The organism is Herbaspirillum sp. GCM10030257, assembly GCF_042666555.1.
Lineage (GTDB): Bacteria > Pseudomonadota > Gammaproteobacteria > Burkholderiales > Burkholderiaceae_D > Noviherbaspirillum.
Genome location: NZ_JBHTDH010000021.1, coordinates 38,552 through 58,763, shown reverse-complemented (window position 1 = coordinate 58,763; position 20,212 = coordinate 38,552). Strand labels below are relative to the sequence as shown.

Annotated in this window: 16 protein-coding genes and 1 pseudogene; 16 read left to right on the top strand and 1 reads right to left on the bottom strand. The window is 56.2% G+C overall.

The features are described 5' to 3' along the window. The first annotated feature begins 282 nt into the window (after positions 1 to 282). The 10 genes and pseudogenes from ACFQUU_RS22880 (at position 283) to ACFQUU_RS22835 (ending at position 12,922) form a co-directional block, all read left to right on the top strand. Positions 283 to 1,518, top strand: coding sequence for a branched-chain amino acid ABC transporter substrate-binding protein (locus ACFQUU_RS22880; protein WP_382250437.1), 1,236 nt, complete (start codon positions 283 to 285; stop codon positions 1,516 to 1,518). Further along, a complete protein-coding gene (locus tag ACFQUU_RS22875; protein WP_382250425.1) occupies positions 1,518 to 2,459 on the top strand; it encodes a branched-chain amino acid ABC transporter permease in 942 nt (313 codons plus the stop codon). The genes ACFQUU_RS22880 and ACFQUU_RS22875 overlap by 1 nt, the downstream gene beginning before the upstream one ends. Next, positions 2,456 to 3,736: a branched-chain amino acid ABC transporter permease gene (locus ACFQUU_RS22870; RefSeq protein ID WP_382250424.1), complete on the top strand. Its 1,281-nt coding sequence runs from the start codon at positions 2,456 to 2,458 to the stop codon at positions 3,734 to 3,736. Before ACFQUU_RS22875 ends, ACFQUU_RS22870 begins: the two co-directional genes overlap by 4 nt. Continuing rightward, the gene (locus tag ACFQUU_RS22865; RefSeq protein ID WP_382250423.1) at positions 3,733 to 4,488 is read left to right on the top strand and encodes an ABC transporter ATP-binding protein; all 756 of its coding nucleotides are present in this window, start codon (positions 3,733 to 3,735) and stop codon (positions 4,486 to 4,488) included. Before ACFQUU_RS22870 ends, ACFQUU_RS22865 begins: the two co-directional genes overlap by 4 nt. Continuing rightward, positions 4,485 to 5,198 (top strand): ABC transporter ATP-binding protein, encoded by a 714-nt coding sequence (locus ACFQUU_RS22860; RefSeq protein ID WP_382250422.1) that lies wholly within the window; start codon positions 4,485 to 4,487, stop codon positions 5,196 to 5,198. Before ACFQUU_RS22865 ends, ACFQUU_RS22860 begins: the two co-directional genes overlap by 4 nt. A 234-nt stretch (positions 5,199 to 5,432) precedes the next feature. Continuing rightward, a complete protein-coding gene (locus ACFQUU_RS22855; protein ID WP_382250421.1) occupies positions 5,433 to 7,091 on the top strand; it encodes an AMP-binding protein in 1,659 nt (552 codons plus the stop codon). A 30-nt stretch (positions 7,092 to 7,121) separates the two neighbouring features. Further along, positions 7,122 to 8,303: a lipid-transfer protein gene (locus tag ACFQUU_RS22850; RefSeq protein ID WP_382250420.1), complete on the top strand. Its 1,182-nt coding sequence runs from the start codon at positions 7,122 to 7,124 to the stop codon at positions 8,301 to 8,303. Positions 8,304 to 8,610: 307 nt separating this feature from the next. Next, positions 8,611 to 10,362: a carboxylesterase/lipase family protein gene (locus ACFQUU_RS22845; protein WP_382250419.1), complete on the top strand. Its 1,752-nt coding sequence runs from the start codon at positions 8,611 to 8,613 to the stop codon at positions 10,360 to 10,362. 173 nt (positions 10,363 to 10,535) lie between these two features. Further along, positions 10,536 to 10,757: pseudogene (locus ACFQUU_RS22840) on the top strand (biotin synthase BioB); the annotation flags it as partial. Positions 10,758 to 10,993: 236 nt separating this feature from the next. Then, positions 10,994 to 12,922 carry a putative bifunctional diguanylate cyclase/phosphodiesterase gene (locus ACFQUU_RS22835; RefSeq protein ID WP_382250418.1) on the top strand — a complete coding sequence of 643 codons (1,929 nt, stop codon included), beginning with the start codon at positions 10,994 to 10,996 and terminating at the stop codon, positions 12,920 to 12,922. 131 nt (positions 12,923 to 13,053) lie between these two features. On the opposite strand, the gene ACFQUU_RS22830 is transcribed toward ACFQUU_RS22835, so the two are convergent. Next, the gene (locus ACFQUU_RS22830; RefSeq protein ID WP_382250436.1) at positions 13,054 to 13,905 is read right to left on the bottom strand and encodes a LysR family transcriptional regulator; all 852 of its coding nucleotides are present in this window, start codon (positions 13,903 to 13,905) and stop codon (positions 13,054 to 13,056) included. Positions 13,906 to 14,006: 101 nt separating this feature from the next. Here ACFQUU_RS22830 and ACFQUU_RS22825 point away from each other — a divergent pair, with 101 nt between their 5' ends. From ACFQUU_RS22825 to ACFQUU_RS22800, 6 genes are all read left to right on the top strand, one after another. Beyond that, positions 14,007 to 15,170: an NAD(P)/FAD-dependent oxidoreductase gene (locus tag ACFQUU_RS22825; protein ID WP_382250417.1), complete on the top strand. Its 1,164-nt coding sequence runs from the start codon at positions 14,007 to 14,009 to the stop codon at positions 15,168 to 15,170. 114 nt (positions 15,171 to 15,284) lie between these two features. Further along, a complete protein-coding gene (gene pruA / locus ACFQUU_RS22820; RefSeq protein ID WP_382250416.1) occupies positions 15,285 to 16,835 on the top strand; it encodes an L-glutamate gamma-semialdehyde dehydrogenase in 1,551 nt (516 codons plus the stop codon). Between the two features lie 23 nt (positions 16,836 to 16,858). Next, positions 16,859 to 17,374: a thiamine pyrophosphate-binding protein gene (locus tag ACFQUU_RS22815; protein WP_382250435.1), complete on the top strand. Its 516-nt coding sequence runs from the start codon at positions 16,859 to 16,861 to the stop codon at positions 17,372 to 17,374. A gap of 8 nt (positions 17,375 to 17,382) precedes the next feature. Next, positions 17,383 to 17,982: a thiamine pyrophosphate-dependent enzyme gene (locus ACFQUU_RS22810; protein ID WP_382250415.1), complete on the top strand. Its 600-nt coding sequence runs from the start codon at positions 17,383 to 17,385 to the stop codon at positions 17,980 to 17,982. A 70-nt stretch (positions 17,983 to 18,052) separates the two neighbouring features. Beyond that, positions 18,053 to 18,673, top strand: a complete 621-nt coding sequence (locus ACFQUU_RS22805) for an alpha/beta hydrolase (protein ID WP_382250414.1) — start codon at positions 18,053 to 18,055, stop codon at positions 18,671 to 18,673. Positions 18,674 to 18,706: 33 nt separating this feature from the next. Then, positions 18,707 to 20,185: an aldehyde dehydrogenase gene (locus ACFQUU_RS22800; protein WP_382250413.1), complete on the top strand. Its 1,479-nt coding sequence runs from the start codon at positions 18,707 to 18,709 to the stop codon at positions 20,183 to 20,185. Positions 20,186 to 20,212: the final 27 nt, after the last annotated feature.

Below are 20,212 nucleotides of genomic sequence, written 5' to 3'. Positions count from 1 at the left end.
GGTGCAGCAGTTCGACAAGCGCGCCGCTGTCATCATCGTTTGGTTTTACAAGCGTGCCAGTACCCATCTGCGTCTTCTCCGTTCCGAGGCCGATGCGCAGCTTGCTACATAGCGCGGTGCGCAGAGCATTGGCGTCCGGGCGATTCTAGTTGGTGTTCGAGGGATTCTACTTGGTTGAATACCACATGTACAGGCCAGCAAGCTTGTGCGAATCCCACATTGGCGACGGAGGCGGTGATCGCGACACTATGCTTCATCCAATACTACAAGGAGACAACCATGATGCTTACCCGCAATTCCGTTGCAGCCGCCGCACTGTGCTTCATTTCCGGCTACGCCGTCGCTGCGCCCGTGAAGATTGCCTTGATCGAAACGCTATCGGGTCCGCAGGCCGCTTCAGGGCTGCTGTATCGCGCGGCAGTGCGGTACGCGGTGGAGAAGATGAATACGGACGGGGGCTGGAACGGCGAGCCTGTGCAGCTCCTCGAGTACGACAACCAGGGGGGACCTGCCAGCGCGGCGGATAAGTTAAAGGCGGCGGTAGCGGACGGAGCGCAGATTGTCGTGCAAGGCGCGTCGTCCGCCGTAGGGGGACAAATTTCAGAGGACGTGCGCAAACATAACGTCCGCAACCCGGGCAAGGAGCTCGTCTACGTCAATGTGGGCGGGGAGGCCCTGGAGCTCACTGGCGAGAAGTGTCACTTCCATCACTTCCGCTTCGCTGGCAACGCTCAGGTGCGTACCAAGGCCCTAGTGGCCGCGATGAGAGGCGCTAACGCGCTGGGCTCCCGCGTTTATGCCATCAACCAGAACTACGCCTGGGGCCAGGATATGGAGAAGGCAATTGCCGACCAAGCGGCCGTTGGAGGCTATCAGGTAGTAGAAAAGACATTGCACGACGTCAACAAGATCCAGGACTTCACACCCTATGTTGCGAAGATCGCTGCGGCGAAAGCAGAGACGGTCATCACCGGCAACTGGTCGAACGACCTCCTGCTGCTGATGAAGGCAACGAAGGCTGCGGGTCTAAAGACGCGCTTTGGCACGATTTTCCTCGATCAGCCAGGCAACCTTGCTAATGCGGGTGAGCTCGCGCTCGGCCATTTCGTCGCCCATACGTTCAGTGCTGAGGCCGGCGGGATCGAAGGTGAGAAATTCGTCGCCGATTACAAGGCAAAAACAGGGCAGGTGCCCGTGGCCACTCAGCCGCAAGCGATCTTCGGACTGCTGATGGTGGCAGATGCTCTCAAGCGTACTAAGTCCGAAGGTGGGCAGCTAAACGTGAACGCCTTTGCACGCGCGTTGGAGACCGCTAAGGTGCGCACACCGCTCGGCGATTTGAGTATGCGCGCTGAAGATCACCAAGCGCTCATGCCGGTAGTTGTGTCAACAGTGGCCAAGGATGCGAAGTTCAAGGTTGACGACACGGATATGGGCTTCAAGCCAGTGAGAGTGTTCCGGGCAGATGAGGCGGCAACGCCGCCCCAGCCAGCTTGCAAGATGCAGCGGTCGAACTGATGGACGCGCTGATCGTAGCGCTCCTGAACGGAGTGGTCCATGGCCTGCTGCTGTTTATGGTGTCAGCTGGGCTTACGCTGATCTTCGGAATGATGGGCGTGCTGAACTTCGCCCATGCTTCCTTCTACATGCTGGGTGCGTACTTCGCGTACGCGCTTCAGAACGCGCTCGGCTTCTGGGGAGCGCTTCTGGCAGCGCCGATTCTAGTGCTCCTGATAGGTGTGGTGGTAGAACGCTTTTTCTTGCGCCGAGTGCACAACCATGGCCACGCCCATGAATTGCTTCTGACGTTCGGGCTCTCCTTCATCATTGCGGAAACCGTTAAGCTGATCTTCGGCAACTACCCGGTTAACTACCAAGTCCCCAAGGCACTCGATTTCGCCGCGTTCGCTATCGGCAGCGTTGACTACCCCGCTTACCGAATTCTCATGGGAAGCGTCGCACTCGCGATGTTTGCGGTCGTCTACCTCCTGCTCACGCGCACCCGCGTCGGCATCGTAGTACGGGCCGCAATTTACAAGCCGCGCATGGCCGAGGCGCTCGGCCATGACGTGCCGCTTGTGTTCATGAGTGTGTTCGGCATCGGTGCGGGCCTCGCCGGACTCGCGGGAGCCGTAGCCGGAGCCTTTTACACGACCAATCCAAACATGGCGCTAGAACTCGGCGCAATGGTGTTTGTCGTGGTCGTGGTCGGTGGACTGGGCTCGCTCGCTGGCGCGATGCTAGCGTCGTTGCTGATCGGCCTTATCACTTCCGTCGCGGTGTCGGTGGACGCGAGCCTAGCTGACCTGTTCGCTGTAGTGGGTGAGCGGTCCTGGGCCGAAGACCACGGCGGGCTGCTCACGCTGAAGGTGTCGAGTTTGGCAGCGACGATCCCGTTTGCGTTGATGCTGCTCGTGCTACTGGTGCGGCCAAGTGGGCTGCTGGGGGGGAAACAATGATGCAATCGAAGTCTTCCGCGGCGGCAGTCGGGGGCGTATTGGTGCTGTTGTTATCAGCGCCGTTGGTGCTATCGCCAGGGCTATTGAACGCAGCGGTCCAGGTACTTGTGGCGGCGCTTTTCGCGTCCGCCTACAACCTGCTGTGTGGCCAGGCCGGAATGCTGTCATTTGGTCATGCAGCGTATTTCGGAATTGGCGCGTTTGCCACCATGCACGCGATGAAAGCAGTGGGCGGCGCGGGCTTGCTGCCGACACCGCTACTGCCTCTGGCAGGTGCCGCTGCCGGCCTGGTTATCGGCGCGGCGGCCGGTTGGTTCGCGACGAAGCGCTCTGGCACCTACTTTGCGATGATCACGTTGGCCATTGCCGAACTGCTACACGCGCTGGCACCGCACCTTAAGGGCTGGTTCGGAGGCGAGGCTGGCGTGTCCGGAATGCGGATGCCCGCGTGGGGCTTCAGTTTCGGCTCGACGATGCAGATGTATTACCTGACGCTCTCTTGGGTGTTGGCTGGTCTGGCGCTGCTCTACTTCTTCACGCGCACGCCGGTCGGGCGTCTCGCGCTTGGCCTGCGCGAGAACGCGCATCGGCTCGCCTTTCTCGGCTACGACGTGCATCGGGTGAGTGTGCTCGTGTTCACCGTTTCTGCGATGTTTTCTGGCATCGCCGGAGGGCTGCTAGCTGTCAATAACGAGGCCGTCAACTACGTGCTATTTGATGCACATGTGTCGGCCTCCGCTGTGCTGAACGCCTATATCGGCGGGGTGAAGGTGTTCTTCGGACCAGTTCTTGGTGCGGGAGTGATGACGTTCTTCGGCTATGCCGTGTCAGACCTTACTCAATCATGGCTGCTTTACCAAGGCATCCTGTTCGTGTTGGTAATGATGTTCATGCCAGACGGGTTGGCCGGGCTGCTAGTGCGCTGGTGGGAATGGCAGTCACGCTTGGGCCTGAGAAGCGTATTACCCGTCTCGCTCGCCGGGCTCGCTGCAGCCCTCCTGCTCGGGGGCGGCACGGTGTTCCTTGTCGAACTTCTGCAGCGCCTGTTCTCGCAGGACTACCGAGCGGCTGCTGGAGTGGGCCAAGCCATAGTGCTGTTCGGCTTGCGCTGGCTACCTAGAGAAGCTGTAACGTGGCTGGCCCCTACCGCCGCGCTGGCTGCTGGTCTGGCGATCGGTGTAATGGCCTTGCGTCAAGCGAGATTGCTTACTGAGGCCAACACAGATGCACCGTCAAGCACAGAGGTCCCGTTACAAGGCGCACGGAGCACCGTATGACCACCCCTATCCTTTCTCTCCAGGGCGTACGTAGATCGTTCGGTTCCACGGAGATCATTCGCGGCGTCGACTTAGACCTGGCGCCAGGCGAACGGCATGCACTGATCGGCCCAAATGGCGCTGGCAAGTCGACTTTATTCCATCTCGTTTCGGGCAACCTCGTACCGACTGACGGAACGATCACGTTCGATGGTCAGCCGATCTCCGGCCGGTCGCCACAGGCGATCAACCGCCTAGGGTTGGCTCGCTCCTTCCAGATTACTAATATCTTTCCGAAGCTATCGGTGTTTGAGAACATTCGGCTTGCAGCGATGCGGCTGCACCGTTTGCAATTCAGCATTTGGCGCCGGCTGGACAGCCACGCGGAGGTGCGGCGAGAAACCGAGCGGCTGCTTGAGTTAGTAAGGCTTAGTGCCCGTGCGCATACGGTGGCGGGGGAGCTCGCATACTCCGAGCAGCGATCGCTGGAGATTGCGATGACGCTCGCTTCCGACCCACGCGTGATCCTGTTGGACGAACCAATGGCCGGCATGTCACACGAGGAGACGAACTACACTGCCGAACTCATTCGCGATGTTACGCGCGGCCGCGCTTTGCTGGTCGTGGAGCATGATATGGAGGTGGTGTTCGCCTTGGCTGAACGGATTAGCGTGCTCGTGTACGGCCAGGTGATCGCCACCGGCACGCCGGCACAGATTCGTGCTAACGCAGCGGTTCGTCAGGCATACCTGGGCGAAGAGGTGGAGGCATGACGGCACCGCTGCTCACGCTCGACCAAGTCCACGTGCACTATGGCAAGAGTCACATACTACGTGGCGTCAGCTTCAGTGTCCGTGAAGGGGAAGTTGTTAGCTTGCTGGGACGCAATGGATCGGGCCGATCAACAACCATGAAAGCGATTATGGGGTTGGTTTCGCCGTCGGCTGGCGAGGTTCGATTGCACGGCCAGCAGCTTGCAGGTCTGCGTCCCCATGCGATATGCCGCAACGGCGTAGGGTACGTTCCCGAGGAGCGCGAGGTGTTCCACAACCTTACAGTGGAAGAAAATCTGCGAATGGGCGAACAGCATCCCGTGGCCGGAGCAACGCGTTGGTCAATCGACCAGATGTTCGAGTGGTTCCCGCGTCTAAAGGAGCGGTGTAACACCCCCGCAGGCAGTCTTTCCGGCGGCGAGCAGCAGATGCTCACTATCTGCCGTAGCCTGCTGGGTAACCCACTGGTGTTGCTGGTGGATGAGCCGACTGAAGGGCTTGCGCCAAAGATCGTGACAGCCGTTGCCGAGAGCATCCTCGACATGCAGCGGCGCGGCGTTGCCGTGGTGCTGGTAGAGCAAAAGCTTGCTATTGCTTTGAAGGTCTCTACTCGCGTCTGCGTGATGGGTCACGGGCAGATAGTGTTTCAAGGCACACCACAACAGCTTGCCCAGGACCGCCAGTTGCAGGCCGATTGGCTCGCCGTATGATCCTCGTGCCGCACATGCAGCTCACTCTCTGTAAGGGAGCTACTCCGGTTCCGCCCAGGCCGTTCCGCCGGCATATCATCCGCGCAGTCGGTGGAGTCGGTAAAGACCGCCATGAGCTACTTGCGCTGCGGGCTGCGGCTTTCTGCTGTACCGAACGGAAGAACCGCAGTCCTATGCAAGGAGGCGGAACCCGCAGGGCACCACCTAAACGGTGCGCCGCAGAGGCTCCGTGACATGAAATCCATAAACAACTACACATTACAAATGCCCAACAACATCTCCGCCGAGACGCTGCAAGCGCCGGCTTTTTACAGCGGCTTCAATGATCCCGACCGATGGGTACTCCCTGCCGTTCTTGCAGAGCAGGCGAAGCGCCAGCCTGATGCAAACTGGATCGAAACTACCGACGGTGAGCATTGCACCTTCGGCGAGGCCTGGCGCGACGCACGCAAGGCGGCGGGCTGGTTTGTCTCCCAAGGTGTTCGCCCGCGGGACCGCGTAGCGGTCATGATGGGTAATCATTTGGACTTCGTCCGTGCTTGGCTAGGCTTGGGCGTGCTCGGAGCAACCGCCGTACTGCTCAACACAGAGTTGCAAGGCGCGTTCCTTGCGCACCAACTCCGGAACTGCGAGGCCACCCTAGCGCTTGTAGACGGTACCCTCGTAGAAGCCGTTGATGGCATTTCCCCCGACGTGCCCACATTGCAACGGTTGGCCGTCTCAGGTGCTCGCAAAGAAACCCGATTGCCGCAGATAGATTGGTGTGGCTGGCGTGCCGCACCGGAGTGGGACGGACCCTTGCCCGCCGCACACGATATTGCGTGCGTGATGTACACCTCAGGGACCAGTGGCCCCGCGAAGGGCGTGCTGATGCCGCACGCGCACTGCACACTCTACGGAATCGGCACATCGAGATCGGTGGAGCTCACCGCGCAGGATCGGTACTACATTACTCTGCCCCTATTCCATGCGAACGGGCTGCTAATGCAGCTTGGCGCGACTCTTCTGGCGGGCATTCCGGCAATTCTTCGTAACCGGTTTTCTGCCTCGTCATGGCTGAACGACGTGCGTTCGCATCGTGCAACGGTGACAAATCTGCTCGGTTCAACCGCTGCGTTCGTCGTAGGTCAGCCCGCAAGCGACTACGATGCAAGGCATAGGTTGCGTGCAGTCTGCGTCGGCCCTAACTTGCCCGCCCACGAGGCAGTCTTCCGGGAGCGATTCGGTATTGCATCGGTTGTATCCGGATTTGGCATGACAGAGGTCAACATCCCAGTGTGGGGCCACCTTGATCGGCCGTGCCCCGGAGCCGCCGGCTGGGTCCATGAGAGCCACTTCGAGGTAATCATCGCGGACCCTGCGACGGACCGTGAAGTGCCGCGCGGCCAGTTGGGCGAGATTCTGGTCCGGCCCAAGGTGCCGTTCGGCTTTATGGCCGGCTACCTCGGAATGCCCGAGCGTACCGTCGAGGCCTGGCGCAACCTCTGGTTCCATACCGGTGATGCGGCCACCATGGACAGCGAAGGCTTGCTTACGTTTGTGGACCGCATCAAAGACTGCATCCGGCGGCGTGGCGAGAACATCTCCGCCAATGAGGTCGAGTCGCAAATCGCTGGCCTCCCTGGCGTAGCGGAGGTAGTTGCATATGCAGTGCCGTCGGCGATTCCTGGCGGAGAAGACGAACTCGCGCTTGCCATTGTGCCAAGCGCGCACGCGGAGCTGAATATCGAAGCACTCGTTATGCAGGCCGACCGAGCTCTACCGCGGTTCGCGCGACCAGACTATGTACGGGTTGTTGCAGCCTTACCCCGCACGGCCACAGGCAAGGTGCAGCGCGCAGTCTTGCGTCAGGACGGAATCGCCAATGCATGGCGTCGAGAGCGCATTTCTTGAATCCGAATTCCCTTTACCAGGAGCAATACCATGACTAAAAACGTGCTCGTCGCTGGGGTCGGCATGATCCCGTTCACTAAGCCAGGGGCAAGCGAGCCCTATCCCAAAATGGCCGAGGCTGCAGTGCGCTTGGCGCTTGAAGATGCTCGGCTCGATTACGCGGACGTACAGCAGGCCTATGTAGGCTATGTGTACGCTGACTCCACAGCGGGCCAGCGCGCACTCTACGACGTCGGCATGAGTGGCATCCCTATCATCAACGTCAACAACAATTGCGCCACTGGCTCCACTGCCTTGTTCCTCGCCCGCCAAGCCGTAGCCTCCGGTGCCGTGGAGTGCGCCTTGGCGCTTGGCTTTGAACAGATGATGCCCGGAGCGCTAACCGCTGTGTTCGAGGACCGTCCTAGTCCCTTCGAGAAGTTCGACGAAGCTGTGAACGACCTCGTGGATGCTGACCTCCCGCTTGCGCTGCGCTATTTCGGAGGCGCTGGCCTTGCACACATGCGCGAGTTCGGCACCCGGCTCGAGACTTTCGCAAAGGTGCGCGCCAAGGCCAGTCGGCACGCGGCAAACAACCCTCTGGCGCTGTTCCGTACTGTGGTGAGCGAGGAGCAGGTGATGCAATCACCAATGTTGTGGCCGGGCGTGATGACTCGGCTGATGGCCTGCCCACCCACGTGCGGCGCGGCTGCGGCAATCATCTGCACACCCGCTTTCGCCGCGCGCCATGGGATTGCGGCCAAAGTCGCCATTCGTGCGCAGCGCATGACGACCGACCGCCCGGTCGCCTTGGGCGCCCGTGACATGCGCGAGGTGGTCGGTTGCAGTATGACTCGCGAGGCGTCGCGCCAAGTATATGAAGACGCCGGCGTAGGTGCCGACGCGCTTGACGTTGTGGAGCTGCACGACTGTTTCGCACACAACGAACTGCTCACATACGAAGCACTGGGACTGTGTGCGGACGGCGGTGCGGAGCAGTTTATCTGCGACGGTGACAATACGTACGGCGGTAAGGTGGTGACGAATCCGTCTGGGGGCCTCTTGAGCAAGGGGCATCCTCTGGGCGCCACTGGCCTCGCCCAGTGCTACGAGCTCACCCACCAGTTGCGGGGCACCGCTGAACGCCGACAGGTGCCTTTTGCGCGTTTTGCGCTCCAGCACAACTTGGGGCTAGGTGGCGCCTGCGTCGTCACACTTTACGAGCGGCTCTGAGCGGCACCCACCCCTCAACAAATGGCAGTTCTCGCATATATATCAACGCAGGTGGTCTCGATGTTTGGCTCCAATCAGCCTGCTTGCGTCTTACTGCGCCGATTGTCTGGCCGCCCAACCTTGGAGGTGAGGTGGCTGATACGTCGAAAGTTGATCATATTGAAATCTTTCGAACGACACATTTTGTCACTGAGAGTTTCTTGGCAATTACGCTGACCGACTGGCATTTTGGCTAATCCCCAAGCTTGCTTGTCATACGAAAGCGAACATCAAAGCTGGACCTACATAAACTTAATGGGAATGAGACATGAACATCCGCAGCATAAATTCCGTCGTCTTCGCATGGGCCGCGTCTGCTGGCCTCGGCCTTACCCTCGCCGGGTGCGGCGGCACTGGCTCGATCGATAGCACCGTGATCCGGTCGACCGAATTTGGTCAGGTCGAAGGCGTCTGGAATACGGGCGATAAAAGCATCGCTTGGTTGGGAGTGCCCTTTGCGAAGGCGCCCGTGGGGAATCTTCGTTGGCAGCCGCCACAGCCTCCAGAAGCATGGTCCGGCGTAAAGGCAACCAAGGAATATGCCAGTGCCTGTACACAAATCGGGGGCATGTATGGTCCGCCGCCGAAAGGCAAGGATTACAGTGCCATCTCGGAAACCTTCTATAAACCGATCGGTTCCGAAGACTGTCTATACTTGAATATCTGGCGGCCGCAGAACGACGACGGCACAAAGCTGCCCGTCATTGTGTTCATTCACGGAGGGAGCAATGTCGTGGGCGCTTCTTTCGATCCGCTCTACCACGGCGCCAATTTGGCGAACAATGCCAACGCGGTCGTGGTCACCGTCGCCTATCGGCTCGGCGTCATGGGCTGGTTCTCCCATCCCGCGATGAACACTGGCGACCCTGTCGGAGATTCCGGAAATTATGCTCTTCTGGACTTGATTCAATCGTTGAAGTTCGTGAAAAACAATATAACCAACTTCGGCGGCGATCCTAATAACGTGACGATCATGGGCCAGTCTGCAGGAGCCGGGAATGTTCACGGATTGATTGTTTCTCCGCTTGCTTCAGGTCTTTTCCATAAGGCCATTCCTCTGAGCGGCGCCGCGGGTGCCAGCCCAACGACGACGGCAGTGGCCAAGGCGAATGCCATTATCAATGCCTTGCTGATAAAGGATGGTCTTGCCAAGGACAAGGCGTCCGCCGACGCATATCGAGCGGCGCAGGACAACGCTTGGCTAAAAAAGTACCTAATGTCTAAATCGAATACGGACCTGTATGACATTCAGGTAGATCCGACAGGCGGTAAATGGGGTACTGGCTCCCGAACCTTTGAACCGGGCTCAAATACCGCGACATTGTGGGCAACCGTGGCACCCATCGCCGACGGCACCGTCGTGCCCAGCAACGTAGCGATGGCCGTTATGAGCGGAAAATTCAACAAAGTACCCCAGTTAGTTGGGAATACAGCCGAAGAAGGCAAGCTGTTATCATCCGCCTTCAAGGTGGATGACTATACGCGCATCAAGTGGATGAACGGAACCTATCTCGGGACGGTAAGTAATATCAAGTTCGAGGACGTGATCGACAGCGCAATAGTCAATCCGCTGACCGTTGCTAATTACAATGCATACACCTATAACAACCCGAACCAGATTGCTCCTGCGCCGGGTATTACTACCGCTTTCTTCTTTGCTGGAAGTAGTGCGACGAGTGCGGCCTACTATCCGCAAGTTCCTTTGTTCGCTTATAACTTTAAATGGAATAAGCAACCGGCGCCATGGAATGATGTTTATGGCGCATGGCATACCGGGGATCTGCCATTCATTTTTGGCACCTTCGGCTTGAACCTGAATAGCTTCGGCTGGAGCAAAGAGAATGAGCCGGGGAGGTTGGCTCTGTCCAATGTCATGCAAAAAAGCATTGCGGCATTCATACGAACGGGAAATCCTAACAACGCTGCTCTTGGCGCAAACTGGGCACAATGGACACCGAATGCCCCGCGCCGAATGGGGCTCGACGCAAGCTTGAGCCAGGCGACGGTCGCTCCGGAGTAAGCATCAAGATTGTTTACTCCTTTAGATGGACAATTGCCTAGTTTGATTAACGGGCTCTTGTCCGCCTCGGTTCATCGCATTGCCTTTTCCTTCAGTTTTCGGCTTTTAACGTAAGGAGCCACAGCAATTGCGACCGACCAGGACAGGGAACAATGACTTAACGAGGTGGGTCGGAATTCGTGCGCACCATTGCGGTGGCACGCATTACTATGCCAAAGGCACGGGTTCGCTTGTCGGCAGGCCGTCGAGAGTTCGGCGAAGCAGTACAGGCGCTTTACTTCCAAGCTGGCGCGAACTCCATTTTCTATGGTGACAAGCTACTAACCACCAGCAATCCGGACGTCGATGCAGACCGGGCACTACTCGAAAAGCTGGGAATGCGGTGCGTTTCTTAGCATCGTAGGGATGACTTTGTTGCGCATCCTGCTGTCCATCCTGCCGGCATGTGGCTGTAGGCCGCCGTATCAGGACTTATGCGTTCATCTAAAGTGGAAACAGTCTTTCCCGGTTGCATGCAAGAACACTTTCAGGAGGTCTCAGTAGGTTTTTCACTTGCAGACCGCGCCGGATCGACGGATTATAGATGGCTACATGGAGTGATTTTTCAACGAGTGAGGAACCATCGCTTAATATGAAGACACCCTCTCGCCTGGTGAAGACGTCATCTTGTCCTTCAGAAGAACCTTGTAGTGCGGTCATTTCCCTCAACCGAACAACACGTGCGTTGAGGACATTAAGCGCCGGAAATCAAGTGCTTCTATACATGCACGAGGAACAAGCGCTGCTTGACGGAATGTGCCGTGCCATTGTGGAAAAAGGCGAATATCACTCGGCCAGTGTAGGTTACGACAGTGGTGACAATCAAAAAACCTTGCGCTGGATGGCATGTATCGGGGTCGACAAGCAATTACTCGATGAACTCCGCTATACATGGGCCGATGATGAACATGGTCATACCGCAACGGGAGATGCGATTCGTACCGGGCGTGCCATTGTCGGAAGAAATCTCCTGCAGGACCACGTCTATGGGCATCAATCGTTTACGAAACTCCGGCAAGATGCACAACGTCGGGGTTATGCGGCAGCCGCCGCATTTCCACTCACTGTGGAAGGAAAAATTCTTGGCGCGTTAGCGTTACATGCGGTGGAAGCCGATGCATTTAATAAAGAGGAAGTTGAGTTGTTGGCCGAACTCGCGGCGAATCTTTCATACGGCATCGAAAACCTGCGCACGCGCGCGCGCGAACAGCAATTGCAGGCAACGCTGACGTACTTGGCTTACTTTGACTCTTTAACCGGGCTGCCTAACCGAGAGAGCTTTTTTACCAAACTTAACGATGAAGTTGCCAATTCCGGCACAGACCATGGACGTATTGCCGTTTTACAAATCTGTCTGCGGGCAGTGGCTGAAATCGCGAAGATATTCGGATTTAAAGCTGGCGACTTGTTACTTCAGGAAATTAGTGGCCGGATGCAAAGTTGCATTGAACGAAGGTACAACATCGCCCGCGTCACTGACAATGGGTTCGCCATTTCCGTTCCCATTACGAATGATCGCGAGGAACTTACGGTCGTCAATCGCTTGCTGGAGCACCTGAACCGCGTGACCGAAGTGTCAGGGATGCTCATTGAGCCACGTGCAGTGATCGGGATAGCGATATATCCAGAACATGGGCAATGTGCCGAAGCACTGCTACGCAGAGCCTCAGTTGCGGCGGACGACGCAGAGAACCTTTCCCAAGCCTTTGCCTACTATTCTGGAGGACAAGAAGAGATTAATGCACGACGGCTTTCTTTGATGGTGGACCTACGCCGAACCATTGAACAGGATCAGCTGTTGCTCTATTTGCAACCTAAAGTTGACATGGTGTCGAAACGGATTTGTGGAGCAGAAGCATTGGTACGGTGGAATCACCCACGATTGGGTATGGTTGCGACAGCGGAATTCATCGGATTGGCAGAGCAAACCGGACTCATTACCTTTCTGACTCAATGGGTGTTGAAGACGGTGGTAATGCAAGTCCACACGTGGCGTTGTGAAGGCATTCGCTATCCGATCGCGGTCAACCTTTCAGCGCAAGACGTAGGTGATCCCCATTTCATGGACCGGATCCACGCGTTGTTTAAGCAATGGGATATCGACAGTACCCAGATCCAATTCGAATTGACAGAAGGAGCATTGCTCGATAGTCCAAGCGAAGGACTAAGGACACTGGAAAAGCTCAAGCAAATGAACTCGCGCCTTTATATCGATGACTTCGGGACTGGATATTCAGGACTTAGTTACCTACAGCGTCTTCCGGTAGATTCCATTAAGATCGATCAATCCTTCGTGAGGCCGCTGCTAGCAAATCATGATTCCGCGGTCATCGTACGGTCAGCCATAGAGCTGGGACACAGTCTCGGACTTGAAGTCATCGCCGAAGGCGTCGAGAGCCAATCGGTCTGGGACGAACTGGCAGACATGGGGTGCGACGTAGCACAAGGGCACTTTATTAGTCGACCAATTCCCGCACAGGAGTTCACCAGGTGGGTCACAAGTCGTACAACCTATAGCTGACGTTCGCTGCTTGGGATACTGAAGGCATCGCAACATGATGCGGCACGGAGGGTCTCTGCAGGTGTGGGCTGCCTTTACAAAGCTGGCATGCTTTGTTGAGACTATGAACGCGCAGACGCTGTAGTCATAATTTACTTCCCAAGACTACTGATGATTTCATTAGCCAGATAATCTGCCGCTTGCGAATTTCCGTTCGCACCCTTTACCAATACGAGATCGATCGGCTTAATTACGGGCAGGTTTTCGGCCTCTCCAAGGCGGATCAACTCACCCGAAACGCTGCAATCCGGTACTGCTGCAATGGCCAATCCCGCATGGATCATCGCGAGAATGCCAGTAATGCTAGGGCTGCTGTAGGCTGCCCGATATGAAATCTTGCTTTTCTTTAATGCTATCAGGGTATGGTTGCGGCCGACGCAACCGTCCTCATTCAGTGCAACTGGAAGCGGTGTCTTTTTCCATACCGGCGTGCGCTCACATCCCACCCAGACCATGGCTTCCCGTCGAACGAATGTTCCCTGTAAATTCTTGTCGCGAGTGACAAAGGCCAGGTCGACGCTTCCGCTATCGAGCATCGGGGCCAAAGCCGTGCTTTCCGCACAAACCAGTTCAAAATCGACCTGCGTGTACATTTGCGCAAACCGTTCCAGCGCCGGGCCCAGCAAGGACGACACGAATTCATCGGGCGCGCCGAATACAACCTTTCCCGTGACTTCATCACTAAGCACCGCTGAGACCGCATCCCGCTCCAGCTGCAAGATTTGACGTGCGTACGGAAGCAAACGCTCTCCGTAACTCGTCAGATAAACCCGCCGCGTATCGCGGGTAAAGAGTTCTTTCCCCAGCGTTTCTTCCAAGTTTTGAATTTGCTTGCTGATTGCAGCCGGGGATCGGTTGACGGTTTTCGATGCGCCAACAAAGCTGGTCTGTTCGGCGGCTGCAACGAAGGTGCGGAGTTGCCCAAAATTGAGCTGGGGAAACAACATGATTCACCTTTTTCGAATACTGAAGCCATAATTATTCGTTTGTCGTATTTTGCCCTAAGGCTCAACATGTGCGCAATAACAAACGGAGGCTGTCATCCATGTCGAAGTCAGTAGTCATTGTAGGGGGCGGAGCGATGGGAAGCTCATTAGCCTGCTTTCTGGCAGCACAAAAAAGTAGCGATGCCAATATCACCGTAGTCGAGCGCGATCCCACTTACCGGATTGCCTCTTCCAGCTTATCCGCAAGCTCGATTCGGCAGCAGTTTTCGACTCCGGTAAGCATTTTACTTTCGCAGTATGGCTACGAATTCATGAGCAGCCTCGAAGGGGCCGGCGCAGCGCAATCAAGTGGCGTTGGATTGACTCCTCGTGGCTACCTGTTTCTCGCAAAGGCGTATCAGGAACCCGAACTGCGGCGGCGCACACAGTTGGCCCGTGCGCTCGGTGTGGACCTGCGCGAATACACGCCTGCGCAACTGAAGGCAACGTTTCCTTGGATGGCGATGGAAGACATCACCTACGGCGTGCAAGGAGCCAAGGGGGAGGGCTGGTTCGACGGGTACTGTCTCATGCAGGAATACCGCACGCGAGCAAGAACGGGTGGGGTGTCTTACATCACCGGCAATGTCGTCGGCATGGATGAGCGACACGGCAGGATACAGGCAGTAAGACTCGACGATGGCAGGACACTTGAAGCAGATATCGTGGTGAATGCGTGCGGCGCATGGGCCGATGACCTGGCTAGGCAGGTCGGACTATCCCTTCCAATCAAGCCGCGCCGACGGACGATCTTCGTCATCTCCTGTCCTGAACGGATTGCAAACTTCCCGATCCTCATTGACACCTCAGGAATTTTCGTGCGGCCGGAACAGCATCACTACCTTTGTACCTTATCCCCTGATGTAGAGCTGGATTTCGACCATTTGCCATTGGATCCGGATCTGCACCAATTCGAGGAGGAAATTTGGCCGGTGTTGGCCGAGCGGATTCCAGCCTTCGAAGCATTGCGAATCGAACGCGCGTGGGCTGGCTACTACGAATACAACACGATCGATCACAACGGGATCGTCGGCAAGACGGAGATTGAGAATTTTTATGTCGCAGCGGGATTCAGTGGACACGGTCTCATGCACAGTGCCGGCGTGGGCCGAAGTCTTGCAGAACTGATCACGTTTGGCGAATACCGGTCGATTGATCTCAGCCCGCTGTCACCTGATCGGTTTGCCAACGGTCAGCCGATTGTTGAACTTGGGGTCTATTAGGACGAGACGCAGCGGCTTTGTCGCAAACAAATCCCGTCTTCAAATATCCCGAATTGCGGCCAGCTTCCGACTTGATCACACTTTTGAACTGTAAGCATACCTTTGGAGAATGAAATGCAGATTGGTCCATTTAAGAGCGAAGTAATTGAATCATTTGCTGCTGAGCCAGCACAGCGCGAAATGAAAGAGGCGCTGGCTAAGGTGCGTGGCCATGCGTCGCAGGTTTATCCATTGGTCATTGGAGGTAAAAAGGTCCATACCAAGGACAGCATTGTCTCCACGAATCCGTCGAACCCTTCGGAAGTCGTCGGTGCGACCGCGCAGGCCAACAATGAACATGCTGATCAGGCACTGGCAGCGGCATGGAAAGCATTCGATTCCTGGAAGCGTTGGCCGCAGGAAGAACGCTCTCTGGTGCTCCTCAAAACTGCAGAAGTCATCCGCAAGCGTCGGCGTGAATTTGAGGCGTGCCTGGTGCTGGAAATCGGCAAGAACCTTGTCGATGCTAGCGCAGAAGTAGCCGAAACAATTGAGTTTCTCGAATACTATGCCCGTCAGGCGATGAAGCATTCGGGCTCAATCGAAGGCTTGACACCGTACCCGGGCGAACACAACAGCAGCTTCTACGTTCCTCTCGGCGCGGGTGTGGCGATCGCTCCTTGGAACTTCCCGATGGCTTTGATGACCACGATGGTGGCCGGTGCAATCGTCGTCGGTAACACCATGGTATGCAAACCTGCTGAGGACACTGTCGTTTCCTGCGCAAAGCTGGTTGAGGCGTTTGAAGAAGCTGGCCTGCCAGCCGGTGTCCTCAATTTCCTGCCCGGCATCGGACGCGACGTGGGTGAATATTTGGTAGCCCATCCACAAACGCGATTTATTAGTTTCACTGGCAGTCTAGCTGTCGGTGCCCGTATCAATGAAATTGCTTCGCGTCTGTCCCCAGGGCAGAAGTGGTTTAAGCGGGTATTCCTTGAGCTTGGCGGCAAGAATGCCGTCCTCGTCGATGAATCCGCCGACCTGGATGTCGCGGCCACGGGAATCATCGAAGGTGCCTATGGCTATCAAGGTCAAAAGTGCTCGGCGTGCTCACGCCTGGTCGTCGTCGACTCGGTCTATGACGCGCTGATCGATCGTGTTGTGGCGCATGCGGAAAAAATCAATGTGGGCGCAGCTGAAAACAATCCGCGCAACGGTCCGATCATCAATGCAGCACAGGAAAAGAAGATCTTGCAGTATCTCGACATTGCTAAAGGCGAAGGCAAATTGGTCACCGGTGGCCGCCGCCTGGACGGCGCTGGCTACTTCTTTGCCCCCACCATTTATGGTGACGTGGATCAGAATGCGCGGATCGCACAGGAAGAAGTGTTTGGACCATTTGTCGCAGCGATTCGTGTCAAGAACTTCGAGGAAGGCATGCAGGTCGTCGCAAACACCAATTACGGCCTGACCGGTTCGGTTTATTCGCGGACTCGCGAGCGCCTGGAATATGCCCGCAGAGAGTTCCATGTTGGAAACCTCTATTTCAACCGCAAGAATACAGGCGCCCTAGTAGGTATCCAGCCGTTTGGTGGTTTTAACTTGTCAGGTACTGACACCAAAGTTGGCGGGCCCGACTATCTGCTGCAGTTCCTTCAAATGAAGGCCGTAGCAGAACGCTTCTAATCCATTTTAAATAGGTGTTATTTATGTCCGCTAATTGGCCACAACAAATTTTTGAAGAACTGAAGTCGCTGAACGTTAAACAGGTTGCCTATGTCCCTGATGCGGGGCACAGCAAATTGATTGAAATGTGCATTGCCGACCCTGAGATCCATTCAATTTCCCTCACCACCGAAGAAGAAGGGATTGCGATGCTCGCCGGGGGGTGGCTCGCTGGTGATCGCGGCGTCATGCTGATGCAATCAAGTGGTGTCGGCAATTGTATCAACATGCTGTCGCTGAACCACGAGTGTCGCATTCCCTTGCTCACCTTGGTGACGATGCGCGGCGAATGGGGTGAATTTAACCCTTGGCAGGTCCCGATGGGCAAATCTGTGCAGGAGTCGCTCGAGTCGGCTGGCATGTATGTTTACCGTGCCGACTCGGCAGAGGAAATTGCTCCTACGGTTCGTGCTGCAGCATTGATGGCGTATCAGACGGGACGGTCCATTGCGGTGCTGATCGGTCAGCGCGTGATCGGAACGAAGAATTTCAACAAGTGAGCAAAAACATGACTACTAGCACATCACAACTGCTGAATCGCCGCGAAGTCGTGGCTCAACTCTTGAAAAAGCGTGGAGACGCGCTTGTTGTCACAAGCTTGGGTAATCCCACCTTCGATGTGGCTGCCGCCGGTGATACGCCACACAACTTCTACCTGTGGGGTGCCATGGGTGGTGCTGTCATGGTCGGGATGGGAATGGCGCTGGCCCAACCCGAGCGCCGCGTGGTGGTTTTCACTGGCGACGGAGAAATGATGATGGGGATCGGTTCCCTCGCAACAGTGGCGGTGGAAAAGCCGGCCAACTTGGCCGTCATCGTCCTCAACAATGAGCACTACGCAGAAACAGGGATGCAAGCAGCACATGCTGGCCGTGGGGTGAACCTAACCGGTATCGCAAAGGCAAGTGGTTTCGAAGAAACCTACGACATTCGCACGGAAGGGGACGTTGAAGACCTGGGATCACGTCTCTACAGCAAGAAGGGGCTGGTCTTTGCTGCAGTTCGGATTTCGACAGATCCGTCACCCGTTGCCCTACCTCCTCGGGATGGGCCGTATTTGCGCAGCCGGTTCCGGGAAGCATTGCTCGGTGCGAGCGCGTTGAAATAAGTCTGCCAATTCCGTGGGAATGATGGATCCATCAGTTTTCTTTGCGTCGGCTTTGCGCGAGCATATCCTTGTGAAAGGTCGTGCCGGGGACATTGAGGTAATTGTGGATTTACCCCGGCTAGAGCCATGCGGTATCGCTTTGGTGGGACATTCCCACCCGCTATTGGGCGGGACGTGGCAGGACAAGGTTACGCATACGATCGCAAAATCCTTGGCAGACTGCGGATATATTGTTTGCAGGCCGGCATTTCGAGGCACCGGCAGGACTGATGGACAGCATGATCAAGGCGAAGGTGAAGCCCATGACATGGTGTCCGTCTACCAACATGCGTTACGCAGTTACGGTACTCTGCCGGTGATCCTTGCCGGCTTCTCGTTTGGGGCTTATGTACAAAGTAAGGCAGTCGTCCGTCTCGCAGATATCGGACGCCACCCCTGCCATATGCTGCTCGTATCCATAGCACTCGGAAATGTGAGGGCGACCCGATTTTACGATACGCCCGACTTGCCGATCCCCACAGTGCTCATCCATGGAATGGAGGATGATCGTGTCCCTATCCAGCGTGTGTATGAATGGGCAGGCAGACAGCATCATCCCGTAATCGCGATGGCAGGCGCGGATCATTTCTTTAATGGCAGCCTCACTAAGTTGCGAGAAATTATTGTCACGACCGCAAACGGTTTCCGATAGATGCAAAGAGTAAACGACGTTAAAGGATCTAAGATGCAGCGCTATCAAATGTATATCGATGGCAGGTCAGTTGACCCTGCTTCCAATCGCTGGTTCGAAAGTTACAACCCCTATACTAGCGAACCTTGGGCAGAAATTCCGGAAGGCACTGCGGCGGATGTGGATATCGCAGTTCAGGCAGCACATAAGGCGTTCAGCGAGGGCCCTTGGGCGACAATGACCGCCAGCCAACGCGGGATGTTATTGCATCGTCTCGGCGACTTGATCGCCCGCGATGCACGAAAACTCGCCGAAATCGAAGTCAGGGACAACGGGAAGCTGATCGCAGAGATGCAGGGCCAGCTTAACTATATACCTCAATGGTATTACTACTTTGGCGGTGCAGCCGACAAAATCCAAGGTGCTGTCATTCCGTTGGATAAGAAGGGTTATTTTAACTTTACCCGACATGAGCCTGTTGGCGTTGTTGCAGTAATTACACCATGGAACTCGCCGCTCTTGCTTGGAGCATGGAAGATTGCGCCGGCACTGGCAGCGGGTTGTACCGTCGTGATCAAACCGTCCGAATTCACTTCGGCGTCAACGCTTGAATTCGTCAAGCTATTTGAAGAAGCGGGTTTCCCGCCAGGCGTTGTCAATGTCGTGACCGGATTTGGCAAGGAAGTGGGATCGCCCCTGGTTGAACACCCCCTCGTCAAAAAAATTACCTTTACGGGATCCGATGCCACCGGCCGTCATATCAATGAACAGGCGGCAAAGCATTTCAAGCACGTCAGCTTGGAGCTGGGCGGTAAATCACCCAATATCGTGTTCGCCGATGCTAATCTGGACGATGCCGTCAATGGCGCAGTATCAGGGATTTTTGCGGCTACGGGCCAGACTTGCATTGCGGGGTCTAGATTATTGCTGCAGGATAGTATCTATGACAGCTTCGTTGAGCGACTTCTTGCGCTGGCTCGCACCGCGCGCATGGGCGACCCGATGCAAGCTGATACCCAAGTCGGTCCTGTCACAACTCAGCCCCAATACAAAAAGGTGTTGGAATACATCGATATAGCGCGCGGCGAGGGTGCGAAATTACTCCTCGGGGGCGGTCCGTCTAATCGCAAAGAATGCGGCAAGGGGTGGTTTATCGAGCCAACCATTTTCGGTGAAGTGGATAACCAAATGCGTATCGCGCAAGAAGAAGTCTTCGGGCCGCTGCTATCCATCATTCGATTTAAAGACGAAGACGACGCAGTCCGGATCGCGAACGATTCCCGTTTTGGACTGGGATCTGGCGTATGGACGTCGGACATAGCGCGAGCGTTTCGAATGTCCGAGCGCATTCAGGCCGGTATGGTATGGGTAAACAGCTACCGAGCAGTCAGTTACATGTCGCCTTTTGGTGGCTATAAGGATTCGGGCATTGGCCGCGAGAACGGCATCGATGCGATCCGCGAATATCTTCAGGTTAAGAGCATCTGGATTAACTCGGGAGCCGTCACTGCGAATCCGTTTGTACTACGTTAATCATTGCCCCGACTGATCTGACTTAGG